The sequence below is a fragment of the Streptomyces sp. GMY02 genome (assembly GCF_019056675.1).
Classification (GTDB): Bacteria; Actinomycetota; Actinomycetes; order Streptomycetales; family Streptomycetaceae; genus Streptomyces; species Streptomyces odonnellii.
The window spans coordinates 2,423,584-2,442,128 of sequence record NZ_CP077658.1 but is presented as its reverse complement, the minus strand read 5'-3'; the positions used below and the strand labels follow the sequence as shown (position 1 = coordinate 2,442,128).

Sequence of the window (18,545 nt, the reverse complement as noted above, 5' to 3'; positions counted from 1 at the left end):
CGGCGGGGCGGCACCGTACGGAACCCTCAGACCGGCCGCAGCCACACCGTCGCCAGCGGCGGCAGTGTGAGCTGGATGCTCTCCGGCCGGCCGTGCGCCGCCACCGGCTCCGGCTTCAGCGGCTCCGCGTTCAGCACATCACTGCCGCCGTACCGCGCCGCGTCCGTGTTCAGGATCTCCGTCCAGGCCGCGAACTCCTCCGGAACACCGAGCCGGTACCGCTGCCGCACCACCGGCGAGAAGTGCGAGACCGCCAGCAGCGGCGAGCCGTCCGCGTCGAAGCGGAGGAAGGCGAAGACATTGTCGTCGGCCGCGTCGCCGTCGACCCACGCGAAGCCCTCCGGCACGGTGTCCCGCTCCCAGAGCGCGGGCGTCGCGGCGTACACCTTGTTGAGATCGCGCACCAGATCGCGTACGCCCCGGTGGTCGGCCTCGGCCTCGTACGACGGATCGAGCACCCACCAGTCCGGGCCATGCCCCTCCGACCACTCGGCGCCCTGCGCGAACTCCTGTCCCATGAAGAGGAGTTGCTTGCCAGGATGGGCCCACATGAAGCCCAAGTAGGCGCGCTCATTGGCGCGTTGCTGCCACCAGTCGCCCGGCATCTTCGAGACCAGCGCGCGCTTGCCGTGCACGACCTCGTCGTGGGAGATCGGCAGGACGTAGTTCTCGCTGTACGCGTACACCATGGAGAAGGTCATCTCGCCGTGGTGGTACTTCCGGTGCACCGGCTCCTTGGAGACATAGTCCAGCGAGTCGTGCATCCAGCCCATGTTCCACTTCAGCCCGAAGCCGAGCCCGCCGAAGCCGTCGGGGCCCACATGGTGGGTGGCGCGGGTGACCCCGTTCCAGGCGGTGGACTCCTCGGCGATGGTCACCACCCCCGGGCAGCGGCGGTAGACGGTCGCGTTCATCTCCTGGAGGAACGCAACGGCGTCCAGATTCTCGCGCCCGCCACGCTCGTTGGGCGTCCACTGGCCCTCCTCGCGCGAGTAGTCGAGGTAGAGCATCGAGGCGACCGCGTCGACCCGCAGCCCGTCGACATGGAACTCCTCGCACCAGTACACGGCGTTGGCGACCAGGAAGTTACGGACTTCCGTGCGGCCGTAGTCGAACTCCAGCGTTCCCCAGTCGGGGTGCTCGGCCCGCCGCGGGTCGCCGTGCTCGTACAGCGGCCGGCCGTCGAACTGCGCCAGCGCCCAGTCGTCCTTGGGGAAGTGGGCGGGCACCCAGTCGACGATCACACCGATGCCCGCGCGGTGCAGCGCGTCGACGAGATACCGGAAGTCGTCGGGGGTGCCCATCCGGGAGGTCGGCGCGTAGAAGCCGGTGACCTGGTAGCCCCAGGAACCGCCGAAGGGATGCTCGGCGACCGGCATCAGCTCGACATGGGTGAAACCGAGGTCACGGACATACGCGGGGAGCTGCGCGGCGAGCTGACGGTATGTCAGACCGGGGCGCCAGGACGCGAGATGGACCTCGTACACCGAGAACGGCGCCTCGTGCACCGGGCGGTCGGCGCGGTGCTTGAGCCACTGCTCGTCGCGCCACACATGGTGCGACTCGGTGACCACGGAGGCCGTCGCGGGCGGCACCTCCGTACGCCGCGCCATCGGGTCGGCGCGCAGGGTGTGCGAACCGTCCGGGCGGGTGATGTCGAACTTGTACAGCGCGCCCTCGCCGATCCCCGGTACGAACAGCTCCCACACCCCGGTGGAGCCCAGCGAGCGCATCGGCAGGGCGGTGCCGTCCCAGTAGTTGAAGTCGCCGGAGATCCGTACGCCCCGGGCATTGGGCGCCCAGACGGTGAAGCGGGTGCCGGCCACGCCCTGGTGGGTCATGGTCCGGGCACCGAGGGCCCGCCACAGTTCCTCGTGCCGGCCCTCGCCGATCAGATGCAGATCGAGTTCGCCGAGCGCGGGCAGGAAACGGTACGGATCCTGTACTTCCAGCTCGTCGAGCGGCTCGGTGGTGTCGCTGTAGCGGACGAGGAGCGTGTACTCCGGTACGGCTGCTTCGACGGCTCCGGCGGTTTCCAGCCGCAGGATCCCGGAGAAGAAGCCGTCGCCGTCGTCGTGCAGCCCGACCCGTACGGCGGCGCCCCCCGCGGACTTCCGGGCGGCGGGCTTCCCGGTCACGACGGTCACGCCGCGCGCGTACGGCCGCAGCGTCCGGAACAGCACACCGTCCGCCACCGGGTGCGCGCCCAGCAGCGCGTGCGGATCGTGGTGCGAGCCGTTGAGCAGCCGCTCCCGGTCCGTGTCGTCCAGCGCGGGCGCGGCCCGCACCGCCTCCGTACGCCCGCCGGGATCCTCGCGCGGCGGCGGGGCGGCGGCACCGGAGTCCTGCGGGCGCTTGCGGCGCGCGGGCTTCTTCCCCGCCCCGGCGGCCGGAGCGGGGACGGAGGTGGTGGGGAGCGTGGGCTCCGAAGGACGGTCGGACGGCGTGCGGGCGGTCACGGGGGCTGCCTCCTCGGCGGTGCTACGGCGGTGTCGCACTGGACGGACGGAGCTGGACGGACGGGGCTGGGTGGACGGGAGGGGATCGGGCGGCTCGGACGGATGAGGCGTGTCGGGCGGATGAAGGGGATCAGGGGGATAAAGGGTGGGTTGGGCGGCTCCGGCCGGTGCCCTGCCGGTACGGCACCGCTCCCGCCGCCCGCGCCGGTGGCCGGTCACGGAGGGTCGGTCACGGGGTGTCCCCGCGCCGGACCGCCGTTTCAGGCGTCTCCGGCCAGCCGCCGGATCGCGGCCATCGGGACCGGCAGCCAGTCGGGCCGGTGCCTGGCCTCGTACAGCACCTCGTAGACCGCCTTGTCCGTCTCGTACGCACGCAGCAGCTCCGGCTCCGCGCGCGGGTCGGTGCCCGAGGCCAGCGCGTACCCCTCGCAGTACGCGGCCCGGCAGCGCGCCGCCCAGTCCGGGCGCCAGGGTTCGTGCGAGCGGGCCGCGTAGTCGAAGGAGCGGAGCATGCCCGCGACATCGCGGACCGGCGGCTGCGGGCGGCGGCGTTCGGCCAGCGGCCTGGCAGGCTCGCCTTCGAAGTCGATGACCGACCAGCGGCCGTCCGGCGAGCGCAGGGTCTGTCCGAGATGCAGATCGCCGTGCACACGCTGGGCAGGTCTGCCGCGCCCCGCCTCGTCCAGACCGGCGAGCGCGTCGAACGCGGTGCGCAGCCCCGGTACGTACGGCATGAGCACCGGCACCGCCTGCGCCGCCGCCTCCAGCCGCTCGGCCATCCCCTCCGCGAGCTGCGCGGTCTGCCGCCGCCCCAGGGTGACGGTGGGCAGCGCCGCGGCGAGCGCGGTGTGCACCTCGGCGGTGGCCCGGCCCAGCGCCCGCGCCTCCTTGGTGAAGTCCCGGCCCCTGGCCAGCGCGCCGAGCGCGAGCTGCCAGCCGTCCTGGGAGCCGCGCAGAAACGGCTGGAGCACGCCGAGGGTGAGCGAGTCGCCGCTGCCCGACGGGTCGGCCGCCTCGAACCAGGCGACGGGCGCGGGCACCCGCTCGCACCCCTCGGCCGCCAGCGCGAGCGGCAGTTCCAGATCGGGGTGGGGCCCGGGGAAGACGCGCCGCAGGATCTTGAGGATGAAGGCGTCCCCGTACACCAGGGACGAGTTCGACTGCTCGGCGTCGAGCAGCCGCCCGGTCAGCCCCGCCGGCAGGGTGCCCGCGCGGTCGAAGCGCAGCGGCCCCAGCGCGCCGGGCGTCCGTAGCCGCTCCAGCAGCAGTTCGGCCAGCCGCGGATCGTGCAGGCCCTCGTAGACGGTGCGCCCGGCCAGCGGTCCCTGCGCGGAGTGGCCGATCAGCGCGGAAGCCAGCGCCGGAGGCAGCGCCTTGCGCACCCCGAGCAGAAGCTGGTAGCAGTCGCCGCCCGCGGCCGTGCCGCACGCCGCCGAGGACGTGGCACCCGCGGGGGTGGAGGAGGGAATCGCCGGCGGCGGGCCCTGCGCGCTGCGCTGTTCGACCCGTACGAGAAGATGCAGCAGCCCCGGACCCCCCGCGGTCATCGGCAGCAGCTCGGTGACCGCCAGCGGTACGAAGCCGGTGACCGGCCGGCCCTTGCCCGCGAACCAGCGCTGGCGGGGCAGCCAGTCATGGAACAGCGGGGCGAGCGAGCCGACGAGCGCCCTCGCGTCGGCGGGCGACAGCGCGGACGACGCGGCTGGTGAGGCAGCGGGCGTGGCGGTGACGAGGCACGGGGTAGTCCGGGTGGATGCAGCCTTCGACATGGCATCGCGTCCTTTCCCCGGGCACACCACAGGATGCGCAGAGTGTCCCGGATTGCGGCAATGGCTGTCCGGCTGTGCGGGACGTGTCGGGTGAGGATGATCCGTACGGGCTCGATTCTGTCCGTACAGATTCTCGATTCCCTATGGACAAACAGCGTGCCCCGTGCGGGGCGGCGGAAACCGCCTCGCACGGGAGCCTCGTACCGGGCTGCGGCGTTACGAGGTGACGCCCGGCAGGCCGTCCTTCCGCAGCCGGAACCAGTAGAAGCCATGGCCCGCGAGCGTCAGCAGATACGGCCACTCCCCGATGGCGGGGAAGCGCACGCCGCCGATCAGCTCCACCGGATGGCGCCCGTTGAACTGCGTCAGGTCCAGCTCCGTGGGCTGTGCGAAGCGTGAGAAGTTGTGGACGCAGAGCACCAGATCGTCACTGTTGCCCTGCGGGGAGGGCGCCTCGCGCAGAAAGGCCAGCACCGCCGGGTTCGACGACGGCAGCTCGGTGTACGAACCGAGCCCGAAGGCCGGGTTCTGCTTGCGGATCTCGATCATCCGCCGGGTCCAGTGCAGCAGCGAGGACGGCGAGGCCATCGCCGCCTCCACATTGGTGACCTGGTAGCCGTAGACCGGGTCCATGATCGTCGGCAGATAGAGCCGGCCGGGGTCGCTGGAGGAGAAGCCCGCGTTCCGGTCGGGGGTCCACTGCATCGGCGTTCTGACGGCGTCCCGGTCGCCCAGCCAGATGTTGTCGCCCATGCCGATCTCGTCCCCGTAGTAGAGGATCGGGGAGCCGGGCAGCGACAGCAGCAGCGCGGTGAACAGCTCGATCTGGTTGCGGTCGTTGTCCAGCAGCGGGGCGAGCCGGCGCCGGATGCCGATGTTGGCGCGCATCCGCGGATCCTTGGCGTACTCCGCGTACATGTAGTCGCGCTCTTCGTCCGTGACCATTTCGAGGGTCAGCTCGTCATGGTTGCGCAGGAAGATGCCCCACTGGCAGTTGGTCGGGATCGCCGGGGTCTTCGCCAGGATTTCCGAGACCGGGTAGCGGGACTCGCGCCGTACGGCCATGAAGATCCGCGGCATCACCGGGAAGTGGAACGCCATATGGCATTCGTCGCCGCCCAGGGTGTAGTCCCCGAAGTAGTCGACGACATCCTCTGGCCACTGGTTGGCCTCGGCGAGGATCACCGTGTCCGGGTAGTTGGCGTCGATCTCCTTGCGCACCCGCTTGAGGAAGGCGTGGGTGGCCGGGAGGTTCTCGCAGTTGGTGTTCTCCTGCTGGTACAGATACGGCACGGCGTCGAGCCGGAAGCCGTCGATGCCCAGGTCCAGCCAGAAGCGCAGCGCGGAGATGATCTCCTCCTGCACCGCCGGGTTCTCGTAGTTGAGATCGGGCTGGTGGGAGAAGAAGCGGTGCCAGTAGTACTGCTTGCGCACCGGATCGAAGGTCCAGTTGGAGGTCTCCGTGTCGACGAAGATGATCCGGGCGTCCTGGAACTGCTTGTCGTCGTCGGCCCAGACGTAGTAGTCGCCGTACGGGCCTTCGGGGTCCTTGCGGGACTCCTGGAACCACTCGTGCTGATCGCTCGTGTGGTTCATGACAAAGTCGATGATCACGCGCATTCCGCGCTGGTGCGCGGCGTCGACGAACTCCACGAAGTCGGCCAGATCGCCGAACTCGGGGAGCACCGACGTGTAGTCGGACACGTCGTAGCCGCCGTCGCGCAGAGGCGACTTGAAGAACGGCGGCAGCCAGAGGCAGTCGACCCCGAGCCACTGGAGATAGTCCAGTTTGGCCGTGATGCCCTTGAGGTCTCCGATGCCGTCGCCGTTGCTGTCCTGGAACGAACGCACCAGGACCTCGTAGAAGACGGCCCGCTTGAACCAGTCGGGATCGCGGTCCTTGACCGGGGTGTCCTCGAACGTGTCGTGGACGGGCTCATTGACGATCATGATGTGGGTGACCCTCCGATCGGCGGGGACGGTCGCAGCACCACGATGTGCGCGGGTGTGACACCCGGCTCCAGGCGCACATAGTTGGAGCTGCCCCAGTGATAGGTCTCGCCGGTGAGCTCGTCGCGCACCGGAACGGTCTCATGCCGTTCGAGGCCGAGCCGTTCCATGTCCAACGAGACCGTCGCCTCCTGGGTGTGGTGAGGGTCGAGGTTGACGACCACCAGAACGATGTCCGTGCCCGCCCGCTTGCTGTACGCGATGACCGCGTCATTGTCGGCGTGGTGGAAATGGATGTCGCGCAGTTGCTGAAGCGCGGGATGCCGCCGTCTGATCCGGTTGAGCAGGGTGATCAGCGGGGCGATGGTGCGGCCCTCCCGCTCGGCCGCCTCCCAGTCCCTGGGCCTCAGCTCGTACTTCTCGGAGTCAAGGTACTCCTCACTGCCGGGCTTCGCGGGGGTGTTCTCGCAGAGTTCGTACCCCGCGTAGACACCCCACGACGGCGACATGGTCGCGGCGAGCACGGCCCGTACCTCGAAAGCGGGGCGCCCGCCCTGTTGAAGGTAGGCGTGGAGGATGTCAGGCGTGTTGACGAAGAAATTCGGCCGCATGAAGGCGGCTGTCTCGCAGGCCAGCTCGGTCAGGTAGTCGGTCAGCTCCTGCTTGCCGTTGCGCCAGGTGAAGTACGTATACGACTGCTGGAAGCCGACGGCGCCGAGCGTACGCATCATGGCCGGGCGGGTGAACGCCTCGGCCAGGAAGATCACATCGGGGTCGGTGCGGTTGATGTTGGCGATGACCTTCTCCCAGAAGACCACCGGCTTGGTGTGCGGATTGTCCACGCGGAAGATCCGTACGCCGTGCTCCATCCAGTGGCGCAGCACGCGGGTGGTCTCCCGGACCAGACCGCGCAGATCGGTGTCAAAGGCGATCGGGTAGATGTCCTGGTACTTCTTCGGGGGGTTCTCGGCGTACGCGATGGAGCCGTCGGCGCGGTGGTGGAACCACTCGGGGTGCTTGGTGACCCAGGGGTGGTCCGGGGAGCACTGGAGAGCGAAGTCGAGCGCGATCTCCATCCGCAGCGTACGGGCCGTCTCCACGAAGTGGTCGAAGTCCTCCATGGTGCCCAGATCGGGATGGACGGCGTCATGGCCGCCGGCCTCGGAGCCGATCGCCCACGGCACCCCGACATCGTCCGGGCCGGGGTCCAGCGAGTTGTTGCGGCCCTTGCGGAAGGTGGTGCCGATGGGGTGGATCGGCGGCAGGTACACGACATCGAAGCCCATCGCGGCGACCGCGGGCAGCCGCTCGGCGGCCGTACGGAACGTCCCGCTGACCGGCGGCTCGCCCTTCTTGACGACGGCACCCTCGGAGCGCGGGAACAGCTCGTACCACGAGCCGTACAGCGCCCGTTTGCGCTCGACCAGCAGGGGCGCCGGGCGCGAGGCGGTGACCAGCTCGCGCAGCGGATGGCGGGCAAGGGCGGCGTTCGCCGCCGGGGCGAGCGCGGCGACCAGCCGGTCCGCGGCGGAGAGCGACTCGTCGCGCAGGGCGTCGACGGCGGCGAGCACGGCCTCCCGGCCCTCGCGCTTCGGCACTCCGGCGGCGGCCCTCTCGTACAGCTCCGCGCCCTCGGCGAGGACCAGGGCGATGTCGTGCTCGTCGGCAGCCGCGGGGATCTTGATCCGGGCCGCGTGGCGCCAGGTGGTGACCGGGTCGCTCCACGCCTCGACGGTGTAGGTCCAGCGACCCTCCTCGGTGGGGGTGACCTCGGCGCCCCACCGGTCGGTGCCGGGGGCGAGCTCACGCATGGGGGTCCAGGGGCCCGGGCGCCCACTGGGGTCCATGAGGACGACATTGGCCGCGACGGCGTCATGACCCTCGCGGAAGACGGTCGCGGTGACCTGGAAGGACTCACCGCTCACCGCCTTCGCGGGGCGTCTGCCGCAGTCGACGAGCGGGAGTACGTCCAGGACGGGAATGCGACCAATCAGCGGTTTCACTGGATCACCTGTGGGCTGTGCGGGCGTGACAGGCAGGGCAGGTTGAGCGGGTTGAGAACTTTTACCGGCTGTTGAGTAGTTTTACCGGTTTTTGATGCCTGTGATGTTTGCAATGTTTTGGAGCTATTGGACGTTCTTTGTAGCTGCTCGGTAGACGACTCGGAGGCTGCGGGCATGGCCGCTCCTGTCCGCGTTCACTCGAATAGCGCTGGAATCGGGTGGAAACGCGCTCGTTTGCCGTACGGGCACCGCGTATGAGCGGTGGAGGGCGCGGTGTGCGCTGTGCGTACCGGAGGAGCCTTCCCCCTCCCCTCGGGTGGGCAATCCGGGGAGCTGTCACTGCTGGGGCGTGGAGCGCCGGGCGTGAATGCGCGAATGCGCCGTGGTTGCGTACGGCGCGGGAGGACTACCGTCGGAGGGACGGCGGGCCGCACACCCGTGGTGCGCCCGCCCTGACTCGTAGGTCCCTGCGAAGGTGGAACACGTGAAGGCAATCCGTCGGTTCACCGTCCGCCCCGTCCTGCCCGCACCACTCCAACCGCTCAGCGACCTCGCCCGCAACCTGCGCTGGTCCTGGCACACCGAGACCCGAGAGCTCTTCGAATCCGTCGATCCCGCCGGCTGGCGGGCCGCCGACGGCGACCCCGTACGGCTGCTCGGATCCGTCTCCGCCGCCCGTCTGGCCGAGCTGTCCGCGGACAGTTCCTTTCTCGGCCGGCTGGCCGACGCCGCGGCCGGTCTCGACACCTATCTGCGCGGCGACCGCTGGTACCAGGAGCGCGACCGGCAGGGTGCCGAGCTGCCCGCCGCCGTGGGCTACTTCTCGCCCGAGTTCGGGATCACCGCGGCCCTGCCCCAGTACTCCGGCGGCCTCGGCATCCTCGCCGGCGACCATCTCAAGGCCGCCAGCGATCTCGGCGTACCGCTCATCGGCGTCGGCCTGCTCTACCGCCACGGCTACTTCCGCCAGTCGCTGTCACGGGACGGCTGGCAGCAGGAGCAGTATCCGGTCCTCGACCCCAATGAACTCCCGCTCACCCTGCTCCGCGAGGCGGACGGCACCCCCGCCGAGGTCGCCCTCGCCCTGCCCGGCAGGCGCACCCTGCGGGCCCATGTCTGGCAGGCGCGGGTCGGGCGCGTCCCGCTGCTGATGCTCGACTCGGACGTCGAGGAGAACGGCCCCGCCGAGCGCGAGGTCACCGACCGGCTCTACGGCGGCGGCAGCGAGCACCGCCTCCTCCAGGAGATGCTGCTGGGCATCGGCGGGGTCCGCGCGGTCCGAACGTACTGCCGGCTCACCGGCCACCCCGCGCCCGAGGTCTTCCACACCAACGAGGGCCACGCCGGATTCCTCGGCCTGGAGCGCATCCGCGAACTCGTCGACACCGGTCTCGGATTCGAGGCCTCCCTGGAGGCCGTCCGGGCCGGGACGGTCTTCACCACCCACACCCCGGTCCCCGCCGGGATCGACCGGTTCGACCGCGAACTGGTCGCCCGCCACTTCGGGGAGGACGGCGAACTGCCCGGCGTGGCCGCCGAGCGCGTCCTCGGTCTCGGGATGGAGAGCTTCCCGGGCGGCGAGCCGAATCTCTTCAACATGGCCGTGATGGGCCTGCGCCTCGCCCAGCGCGCCAATGGCGTCTCCACCCTGCACGGAGCGGTCAGCCGCGAGATGTTCGCCGGTCTCTGGCCCGGCTTCGACGCGGAGGAGGTGCCCATCGTCTCCGTGACCAACGGCGTGCACGCGCCGACCTGGGTCGCGCCCGAGATCGCCCGGCTGTCCGGCGGCGGCCCGGACGCGACGCTGTCGCCCGCGGTGCCGGACGCCGATCTCTGGGACGTACGGAGGATCCTGCGCGAGCAGCTCGTCACGGAGGTACGGCAGCGGCTGCGCGCGTCCTGGCTCCAGCGCGGCGCCCAGGCCGCCGAGCTGGGCTGGATCGACGGAGTCCTCGCCCCGGACATCCTGACCATCGGCTTCGCGCGCCGCGTCCCCTCGTACAAACGGCTCACCCTGATGCTGCGCGACCGCGACCGGTTGACCGATCTGCTGCTCGACCCGGAGCGGCCGGTCCAGATCGTGGTCGCGGGCAAGGCGCATCCCGCCGACGACGGCGGCAAGCGGCTGGTGCGGGAGCTGGTGCGGTTCGCCGACGACCCGCGCGTGCGCCACCGCATCGTCTTCCTGCCCGACTACGGCATGGGCATGGCGCGCAAGCTCTACCCGGGCTGCGACGTCTGGCTGAACAATCCGCTGCGGCCGCTGGAGGCGTGCGGCACCAGCGGGATGAAGGCCGCGCTCAACGGCTGTCTCAATCTGTCGGTCCTGGACGGCTGGTGGGACGAGTGGTTCGAGCCGGACTTCGGCTGGGCCATCCCCACCGCGGACGCCGCCACCGACGAGAACCGCCGGGACGAGCTGGAGGCGAACGCCCTCTACGCGCTGATCGAGGACCGGGTCGCGCCGCGGTTCTACGACCGGGGAGCGGACGGGCTGCCGGACCGCTGGATCGAGATGGTCCGCAGCACCCTGGTCACGCTGGGGCCGAAGGTGCTCGCGGGACGGATGGTGCGCGAGTACGTGGAGCGGCTGTACGAGCCCGCCGCGCACGCCCACCGCGCGATGGACGCGGCGACCGCGGCGGAGCTGGCGTCCTGGAAGTACCGCGTGCGCACCCTCTGGCCCTATGTGTCGGTCGACCATGTGGAGGCGGTGGCGGCGACCGCCGCGGGAGGCGCGGCCGAACTGGGCTCCACGCTCTCCCTGCGGGTCCGGGCCGCGCTGGGCGAACTGCGCCCGGACGATGTGGAGGTGCAGGCCGTCGCGGGCCGGGTCGGCTCCGACGACACACTCGTGGACGCGCGGGCGTACCCGCTCAAGCCGGCCGGCGGGCCCGATCTGGAGGGGCGCTGGGTGTACGAGGGGCCGCTCGTCCTGGACCGTACCGGCCCGTACGGCTACACGGTCCGGGTGCTGCCCTCGCATCCGCTGCTCGCCACCAGCGCGGACCTGGGGCTGGTCGCGCTGCCGACGGAGACGACGGGGGGAGGGGGCGGGGGTTCTGCTGCGCTGAGTGCTGCGGCGCGGACGGCGGGGGCCGGGCACGGCGGGCCGGAGGTGCGGGGCATGGGATGGGGGTCCGGGGGTGCCGGGCATGGGGGCGTGGGGGGTGCCCGGCTCCTCGTACCCCGGCCGGGCCGGGCGCCCGTGGCCATTGGTCCAGACCTTGACGTGTCCATGGGATGGTTCTACCTTCCTGACTCAATGACCGGTTCACAGCTCCACTCAACGTTCATATGAGTGAATCGAGTTGAGGGCCACCCCCTTGACCGGAAGGCACCCCCACATGCGCCCCGGATCCATCCCCGGACTGCCCAGATTCCTCGGACTCTCCGCCGCACTCGCCGGTGTCCTGGCCACGGCCTTCATGGCCCCCGCCTCCGCATCCACCTCCGCCTCCGCGGAGAAGGCGCCGAAGCCGGCCCCCGCTGCCGCCGCCGCGCCCGCCGTCGCCGCGGCTCCGGCGAGCTTCACCCACCCCGGTGTGAACCTCAGCACCGCCCAGCTCAACTTCGTACGGAGCAAGGTGCAGGCCGGGGCGCAGCCCTGGAAGGCCGCGTACGACCAGATGCTGGCGAGCAAGTACGCCTCGCTCTCCCGTACGGCCAAGCCCCGCGCGGTCGTCGAGTGCGGCTCGTACTCGAACCCCAACAACGGCTGCACGGACGAGCGCGAGGACGCCATCGCCGCGTACACCACCGCGCTGGCCTGGTACATCAACCGCGACGACCGTTACGCGCAGAAGTCCATCCAGCTCATGGACGCGTGGTCCAACTCCATCCAGGACCACACCAACAGCAACGCCCCGCTCCAGACCGGCTGGGCGGGCTCGTCCTGGCCCAAGGCCGCCGAGATCATCAAGCACGTCTACGGCAACTGGCCCAACTCCGGGCGTTTCAGCACCATGCTGCGCAATGTCTATCTGCCCGAGATCATCAACGGCTCCAACTCCAACGGCAACTGGGAGCTGACAATGATGGAGGCGGCGGTCAGCATCTCCGTCTTCCTCGACGACAAGGCGAGCTGGGACAAGGCGATCGGCAAGTACCTGGTCCGGGTGCCCGCGTACATCTATCTGGCGTCCGACGGCGATCTGCCCAAGACCGTACCGAGCCAGAACCTGAACACCCGCGACAAGATCGTCGGTTACTGGCAGGGCCAGGGCACCTTCATGACCGGCCTCACCCAGGAGACCTGCCGCGACTTCGTGCACACCGGCTACGGCATCTCGTCCGTCTCACATGTCTACGAGACCGCCCGGATCCAGGGCCAGGACCTCTTCCCCCAGGTCGGCGAGCGCCTGCGGCAGGCGCTGGGCTTCCAGTCGAAGTACGAGGTACAGGCCGAGCCCGTACCGTCGAACCTGTGCGGCGGCAGCGTGCAGCGCGGTCTCGGCCCGATCACCGAGGTCGGCTTCAACGCCCTCAACACCCGTCTGGGATACGCGATGACGAACACCCAGCGCCTCACGGAGCAGCAGCGCCCGTCGGGCACGAACAACCTGTTCGTGGCCTGGGAGACACTGACGAACGCGAGCAACCCGAACTGACGGGGCAAGTTCTTTCAGTTGATGGCCCCAGGGGGCGCGTCGTCCGGTGAGTCGAATCACTGGGCGGCGCGCCCGTCGGCGGAGCCGTTGATCGGTTGCCGTTCCTGGTGGGGTGGAGCAGGATGCGGGGGTGCGGTTTTCTGTCAATGTTCCGAACTTCGGGGACTTCGCCGATCCCAGAACCGTGGCGAAGGTGGCCGTGGCGGTGGAACAGGCCGGGTGGGACGGGCTGTTCGTCTGGGATCATGTGCTGCATCGCAGGCACTCGGGCAGGCCGTTCGCGGACCCCTGGATGCTGCTGACCGCCGCCGCGCTGGCCACCTCCCGGATCAGGCTCGGCACGCTTGTCACCCCCGTCGCCCGGCGGCGCCCCCAGCAGCTCGCGCGCCAGGTGGCGACCCTGGACGCCGTGAGCGGTGGCCGGGTCGTCTTCGGTGCGGGGCTGGGCGGGCCCGTCGAGGACGAGTACGCGAGTTTCGGCGAGACCACGGACCCGAAGGTGCTGGCCGAGCGGCTGGACGAGGGCCTTGACCTGCTGCGGCGCTACTGGTCGGGCGAGCCGGTGAACCACGACGGACGGCACTACCGGGTACGGGACGTGACGCTGCTGCCCGCCACGGTGCAGCGCCCCCGGCCGCCCGTCTGGGTCGCCGGTTTCTGGCCGAACCGCCCGCCCATGCGCCGGGCCGCCCGCTGGGACGGCGCGGTCCCCCTGTTCACCGACGCCAGGCACGGCCACGTGCCACCTGTTGACCAGGTCCGTGACCTGGTCGCGTACCTGCGCGAGCAGCGCGAGGACCGGTCAGACACCCCCTTCGAGATCGTCCTCGGCGGTGCCACACCGGGCGGCGATCCCGGCAGGACCCGTGATCTGATCGGCCCGCTGGCCGAGGCGGGAGCCACCTGGTGGGACGAGCGGCAGATCCAGGGCAGTGAGGAACTCGACCGGCTCGCACCGGTGCTGCGCCGGATCGAGCAGGGTCCGCCGGTCCTGTAGCGCTCTGTGCGTGACGCGGCTCAGGGATATTCGGTCAGGGTGCGGGTGTCCGTGTTGGCGCCGCAGAGGATCACGCAGACCCGCTCGCCCGGTGCCGGGCGGTAGGCGCCCGAGGTGAGCGCCGCCAGCGCGGTGGCCGCGCCGTGTTCCACCGGGATGCGGTGGGTGTCCCAGAGCGTGTGGCGGGCGCGGGAGATCTCGGTGTCGGGGACCAGCACCGAGCGGACATCGGCCTGTTGGGCGGCGGCCAGCGCGAGCGGGGTGGCGCGGGAGGCGCCCAGGGAGTCCGAGGCGATCGAATCGACGGGGACCTCGATGACCGTACCGGCCTCGATCGCGGCGTTCAGGGCCCGGCAGTTCTCCGGTTCCGCCGCCACGGCCCGTACGCCATGATGCCCGGCCGCCGTGGCGACGCCCGCGAACAGGCCTCCGCCGCCGACCGCGACCACCACCGTGTCGAGGCCGGGGAGCCGCTGGTGGATCTCCTCCAGCAGGGTGCCCGCCCCGGCGGCGATCAGCGGGTGGTCGTACGCGTGCGAGGCGAGCGCTCCGCTCCGCGCGGCGAACTCCTCGCAGGCGGCGAGGGCCTCGGCGTACCGGGTGCCGACGAGCCGTACCTCCGCGCCGTACGACCGGAGCCTGGCGATCTTCACCGGCGGGGCGTTCTCGGGCAGGAACACCGTGGCGGGTATGGACTGGGCGCGGGCGGCCCAGGCGCAGGCGAGGCCCGCGTTGCCGCCCGAGGCGATGGTCACCCCGGTGTCGGGGAGGGTGCCGGCGGCGCGGTGGGCCTGGAGGAAGTTCTGGGCACCCCGGGCCTTGAAACTCCCGGTGTGCTGGAGGAACTCCAGCGCCAGCCAGACCTCCGCGGAGCCGTCGGCCCGACCGGTGGCGCCGGGATCGGCCGGCGCGAGGACCACCGGGCGTACGCGGCCCGCGATCCGGTCCCCGGCCTGCTTGACGTCGTCGTACGTGAGCCGGTTCACGCGTCCTCCTCCGCTGTGCCGTGTGCCATCCCCGCACCCTATCGCCGCATTCCGCCCGGCCGGACCCGCCGGCCCGGTTCCGTGAACCCGCGGCACGTCGGCCCGCGGCACATGGGATCCGCGGCACACCGGACCCGTAGCACATGGGACCTACGGCACATCGGCCCACGGCACACCAGACCAGCGGCGCATCGGGACCGCGGCACATCGGACCCACGCCACGACAGACACGGCAGAACCGCCCGGGGTGTCGGAACACCCCGGGCGGTTCCCGGTTCAGCCACGGTCAGGCGGTCTCACCGCCCGGTCCCGGAAGCTCAGAAGGTGAGCTTCCAGCTATTGATACGGCCGACGTCCGCCGACGCGACGTCCTGCACCTGGAGGCGCCAGGAGCCGTTGGCCACCTCGGACGAGGCGTTCACGTAGTACGTCTCGACGACGTTGTCGGCCGAGTCGCTGCCGACCGCGTCCTTGAGGCGGTACGAGGTGCCGTCCGGGGCGAGCAGGTTGATGACCAGGTCACCGCGCCAGGTGTGCGTGATGTTCACGTCGACCTGGAGGGACGTCGGGGCGTTGCCCGTGACGCCGGTGACGCTGAGCGCGGAGGTCACCGCGGCGCCGTTGTCCGGGATGGCCACCTGCGTGGTGCTCTCGAACGACTGGCCAGTGCCGCCGCCACCGGGGCGCGGGCCGACCGCGATGCCGGCCCAGGCGTTCTGGACGGCGGTGTACTCGGCGCTGGTGGCGCCGTACAGCTCGGCGGTGGCCGCGAGGGTGCCGGTGCGGGCGGCCGAGTAGTTCGTCGAGGAGGTGAACTTGGTGGAGAGCGCCCGGAACCAGATCTTCTCGGCCTTGGCGATGCCGATGCCGGTCACCGGCAGACCGTCCGAGGTCGGGGAGTTGTAGGAGACACCGTTGACGACCTTGGCGCCGCTGCCCTCGGAGAGCAGGTAGAAGAAGTGGTTCGCCGGGCCCGAGGAGTAGTGGACGTCGATGCCGCCGATGCCGGAGTACCAGTAGTCCTTGGACGCGCCGTCCTTGCTCGGCCGGTCCATGTACCGCAGCGGGGTGCCGTTGCCGTTGATGTCGATCTTCTCGCCGACCAGATAGTCACCCGGGTCCTGCGGGCTGTTGGCGTAGAACTCGACCGCCGCGGCGAAGATGTCGGAGGTGGCCTCGTTCAGACCGCCGGACTCACCGCTGTAGATCAGGCCGGCCGTGGCGGCGGTGACGCCGTGCGACATCTCGTGCGCGGCGACGTCGATCGACGTCAGCGGCTTGAGGTCGCCCGCACCGTCGCCGTACGTCATGCAGAAGCAGCTGTCCTGCCAGAAGGCGTTGATGTACGCGTTGCCGTAGTGCACCCGGGAGGACGCGCCGACACCGTCACCGCGGATACCGCTGCGGCCGTGCACGTTCTTGAAGTAGTCCCAGGTCTCCGCCGCACCGTAGTGGGCGTCCGCGGCCGCGGTCTCCGTGTTGGAGGGCGAACCGTTGCCCCAGACGTCGTCCGGGCCGGTGTAGAGCGCGCCGGTGTCCGCGTTGGACGTCTTGTGGTTGCCGCGGCCGGTGTCGGTCAGGCTGTACGTCGACCCCGAAAGCTGGGTGCCGAGGGTGACCTGGCCGCTGTACTGCGTGTTGCCCACACCGTTCTTGACGGCCTGCCACTCGTACAGCTTCTTGCCGGTGGCGGCGTCGGTCACGACGTGCAGCTCGTTCGGAGTGCCGTCGTGCTGGAGCCCGCCGACGACCGTCTCGTACGCGAGGACCGGCGTGCCCTTCGCCGCCCAGACCACCTTGCGCGGCGCGCGGTCGGCCTCGGCCTGCTTCGAGCCCTCTGCGGCGGCGGCGCTCAGAGCCTGCTTCTCGGCGACGGCCGGAGCGACGTCCGCGGCGGTGGCGATGTTCTTGAGAGCGGCCTGGGAGTTCTTGGTGACCGACTCGGTCGCGCCCGCCTTCTCGGCCACGACCAGGTCGCCACCGAGGACCGGGAGGCCCTGGTAGGTGCGCTCGTAGCGGGTGTGCGTGGTGCCGTCCACGTCCTGGACGACATCACGGACGACGAGCTTCTCCTCCGCGCCGAGGCGGAGCTCCTTGGCGGTGTCCGCCTTGGAGGCGTCGGCCGCCTTGATCAGCGCGGTGCGCTGCGCGGGGGAGAGAGCGCGCTGCTGCGCGCCGGGGTCGGCCTTGCCGGCCACCGGTGCGGCGGGTGCGCTTTCGGGCTGGGCGGTGGCGGTGCCGGCCTGCAGGCCTACGGACAGCAGGGCCGCTGCGGCTATCAGAGCGCCGGTCGCGGTGGCGCGGCGGCTGGGCGTGGATCTCACGCGAACTCCTTCTGCGAGGGGGTACCGGGCCGCTCGTTGGGCAGCCCGGACAGAGCAAGCGGAGCAATGTGGTGCGGAGAACGGGGGAAGAGTGACAGCCGTGACCGCTTACTGTCAGGAGCGCGTCAACAAGTTGGCCGGAAACGGTTCGCTGCCCGACAGACCCTGTTCGTTAAGCGGACGTTTCGTCGATCATCGTGGCGATGCCGCCGAGGGTTCGCACTGTGCCAACAGCGGTCCGCCGGGGCCCGATTCGAGGTCTGCGGCGGCGCTGTGGGCGAGATTGCCAATTGTGAACGCGATGTTGAGCGGCCCATGGCGGTCCGCTGACGGGCTCACTTCGCAACGTGGCCGAATTTTGGCCGCGTGTTTCCTCGCGGAGCGAGGAGCCGAAGCGGCCCGAGAGGGGTCAGTGCGCTGTCTCACGTACCGGAACGGGCGGCAGCGGAGCGGCACCCGCCGTCACCGGCTCGCGCGACCACCGGCCCGCGATCACCGCGCACACCATCAACTGGAGCTGGTGGAACAGCATCAGCGGCAGGATCACCAGCCCCGCCGAGGACCCGAACAGCACGGCCGCCATCGGCAGCCCGGTCGCGAGGCTCTTGTTGGAGCCGCAGAAGACGATGGTGATCCGGTCCTCCCGGCCGAACCCCAGCCGCCGCGCGGCGAACGAGGTCGTCGCCAGGGCCACCGCCAGCAGGCTCGCGGCCAGCACCAGCAGGGCGAGCAGCCGCCCCGGTGTCATCTGCCGCCAGATGCCCTCCTCCATGCCCTTGCTGAACGCCGTGTAGACCACGAGCAGGATGGAGAACCGGTCCAGCAGACCGATGCGCTTCTTGTGCCGCCCGATGAAGCCGCCGATCCACCGGCGCAGCAACTGGCCCGCGAGGAACGGCAGGAGCAGCTCGGTCACGATCGTCAGCAGCCCGTGGAGTGAGAAGCTCACGCCCGAGCCGATCAGCCAGGCCGCGAGCAGCGGGGTGGCGACCATCCCCGCCAGGCTGGAGTACGTACCGGCGCAGATGGCCGCCGGGACATTGCCCCGGGCGGTGGAGGTCAGCGCGATCGACGACTGGACCGTCGAGGGGACGACGCAGAGGAAGAGCAGCCCCGCGTAGAGCTGCTCGCTGAGCAGGTACGGTACGAGGCTGCCGACGGCGAGACCGAGCACCGGGAAGAGCACGAAGGTGCTCGCCCCCACCACCAGGTGCAGCTTCCACTGCCGCAGCCCGTCCAGTGCCTCCCGGGTGGAGAGCCGCGCCCCGTACAGGAAGAAGAGCAGGCCGATGGCGACATCGGCGCCGCCGCCGACGGCCGTCGCCGCCCGGCCAGTGGCGGGCAGCAGGGCCGCCAGTACGACCGTGCCGAGGAGGGCGACCACATAGAGGTCGACCGCCCTCCTCAAACGGCCTGGCCAGGACTTCAGCCAGGTCATGGACGCCAC

10 protein-coding genes are annotated in these 18,545 nt (G+C 70.6%); 3 read left to right on the top strand and 7 right to left on the bottom strand.

Translation table 11 applies throughout. The features are described from left to right. Positions 1-26 precede the first annotated feature (26 nt). The 4 genes from glgB to KQY30_RS10080 form a co-directional block, all read right to left on the bottom strand. Entirely contained in the window at positions 27-2,459 is a 2,433-nt protein-coding gene (gene glgB / locus KQY30_RS10095; protein ID WP_217306536.1) for a 1,4-alpha-glucan branching enzyme, read from the bottom strand. 260 nt (positions 2,460-2,719) lie between these two features. Beyond that, positions 2,720-4,228 carry a phosphotransferase gene (locus KQY30_RS10090; protein ID WP_217306535.1) on the bottom strand — a complete coding sequence of 503 codons (1,509 nt, stop codon included), beginning with the start codon at positions 4,226-4,228 and terminating at the stop codon, positions 2,720-2,722. 216 nt (positions 4,229-4,444) lie between these two features. Continuing rightward, the gene (gene treS / locus KQY30_RS10085; RefSeq protein WP_217306534.1) at positions 4,445-6,178 is read right to left on the bottom strand and encodes a maltose alpha-D-glucosyltransferase; all 1,734 of its coding nucleotides are present in this window, start codon (positions 6,176-6,178) and stop codon (positions 4,445-4,447) included. Further along, a complete protein-coding gene (locus KQY30_RS10080; RefSeq protein ID WP_217310955.1) occupies positions 6,175-8,172 on the bottom strand; it encodes an alpha-1,4-glucan--maltose-1-phosphate maltosyltransferase in 1,998 nt (665 codons plus the stop codon). The genes treS and KQY30_RS10080 overlap by 4 nt, the downstream gene beginning before the upstream one ends. A gap of 493 nt (positions 8,173-8,665) precedes the next feature. Between KQY30_RS10080 and glgP the strand changes: the two genes are divergently transcribed. From glgP to KQY30_RS10065, 3 genes are all read left to right on the top strand, one after another. Further along, positions 8,666-11,482: an alpha-glucan family phosphorylase gene (gene glgP, locus KQY30_RS10075; RefSeq protein ID WP_254407042.1), complete on the top strand. Its 2,817-nt coding sequence runs from the start codon at positions 8,666-8,668 to the stop codon at positions 11,480-11,482. A gap of 46 nt (positions 11,483-11,528) precedes the next feature. Then, the gene (locus KQY30_RS10070) at positions 11,529-12,791 is read left to right on the top strand and encodes an alginate lyase family protein (RefSeq protein WP_217306533.1); all 1,263 of its coding nucleotides are present in this window, start codon (positions 11,529-11,531) and stop codon (positions 12,789-12,791) included. Positions 12,792-12,921: 130 nt separating this feature from the next. Continuing rightward, positions 12,922-13,788: an LLM class flavin-dependent oxidoreductase gene (locus KQY30_RS10065; RefSeq protein ID WP_217306532.1), complete on the top strand. Its 867-nt coding sequence runs from the start codon at positions 12,922-12,924 to the stop codon at positions 13,786-13,788. A 20-nt stretch (positions 13,789-13,808) separates the two neighbouring features. Here KQY30_RS10065 and KQY30_RS10060 read toward each other — a convergent pair whose 3' ends face one another. The 3 genes from KQY30_RS10060 to KQY30_RS10050 all read right to left on the bottom strand — a co-directional run bounded on the left by KQY30_RS10060 (position 13,809) and on the right by KQY30_RS10050 (position 18,536). Further along, on the bottom strand, positions 13,809-14,774 hold the full coding sequence (locus tag KQY30_RS10060; RefSeq protein ID WP_217306531.1) for a threonine/serine dehydratase: 966 nt from the start codon (positions 14,772-14,774) through the stop codon (positions 13,809-13,811). 317 nt (positions 14,775-15,091) lie between these two features. Beyond that, positions 15,092-17,098, bottom strand: a complete 2,007-nt coding sequence (locus tag KQY30_RS10055; RefSeq protein ID WP_217306530.1) for a M4 family metallopeptidase — start codon at positions 17,096-17,098, stop codon at positions 15,092-15,094. A gap of 409 nt (positions 17,099-17,507) precedes the next feature. Then, positions 17,508-18,536 carry a bile acid:sodium symporter family protein gene (locus KQY30_RS10050; protein WP_217310954.1) on the bottom strand — a complete coding sequence of 343 codons (1,029 nt, stop codon included), beginning with the start codon at positions 18,534-18,536 and terminating at the stop codon, positions 17,508-17,510. Between the last annotated feature and the right edge of the window lie 9 nt (positions 18,537-18,545).

Excerpts from the sequence above, each read along its gene's own strand:
- KQY30_RS10050 (WP_217310954.1), bottom strand. The coding sequence starts at position 18,536 with ATGACCTGGCTGAAGTCCTGGCCAGGCCGTTTGAGGAGGGCGGTCGAC.
- KQY30_RS10090 (WP_217306535.1), bottom strand. The coding sequence starts at position 4,228 with ATGTCGAAGGCTGCATCCACCCGGACTACCCCGTGCCTCGTCACCGCC.
- KQY30_RS10070 (WP_217306533.1), top strand. The coding sequence starts at position 11,529 with ATGCGCCCCGGATCCATCCCCGGACTGCCCAGATTCCTCGGACTCTCC.
- treS (WP_217306534.1), bottom strand. The coding sequence starts at position 6,178 with ATGATCGTCAATGAGCCCGTCCACGACACGTTCGAGGACACCCCGGTC.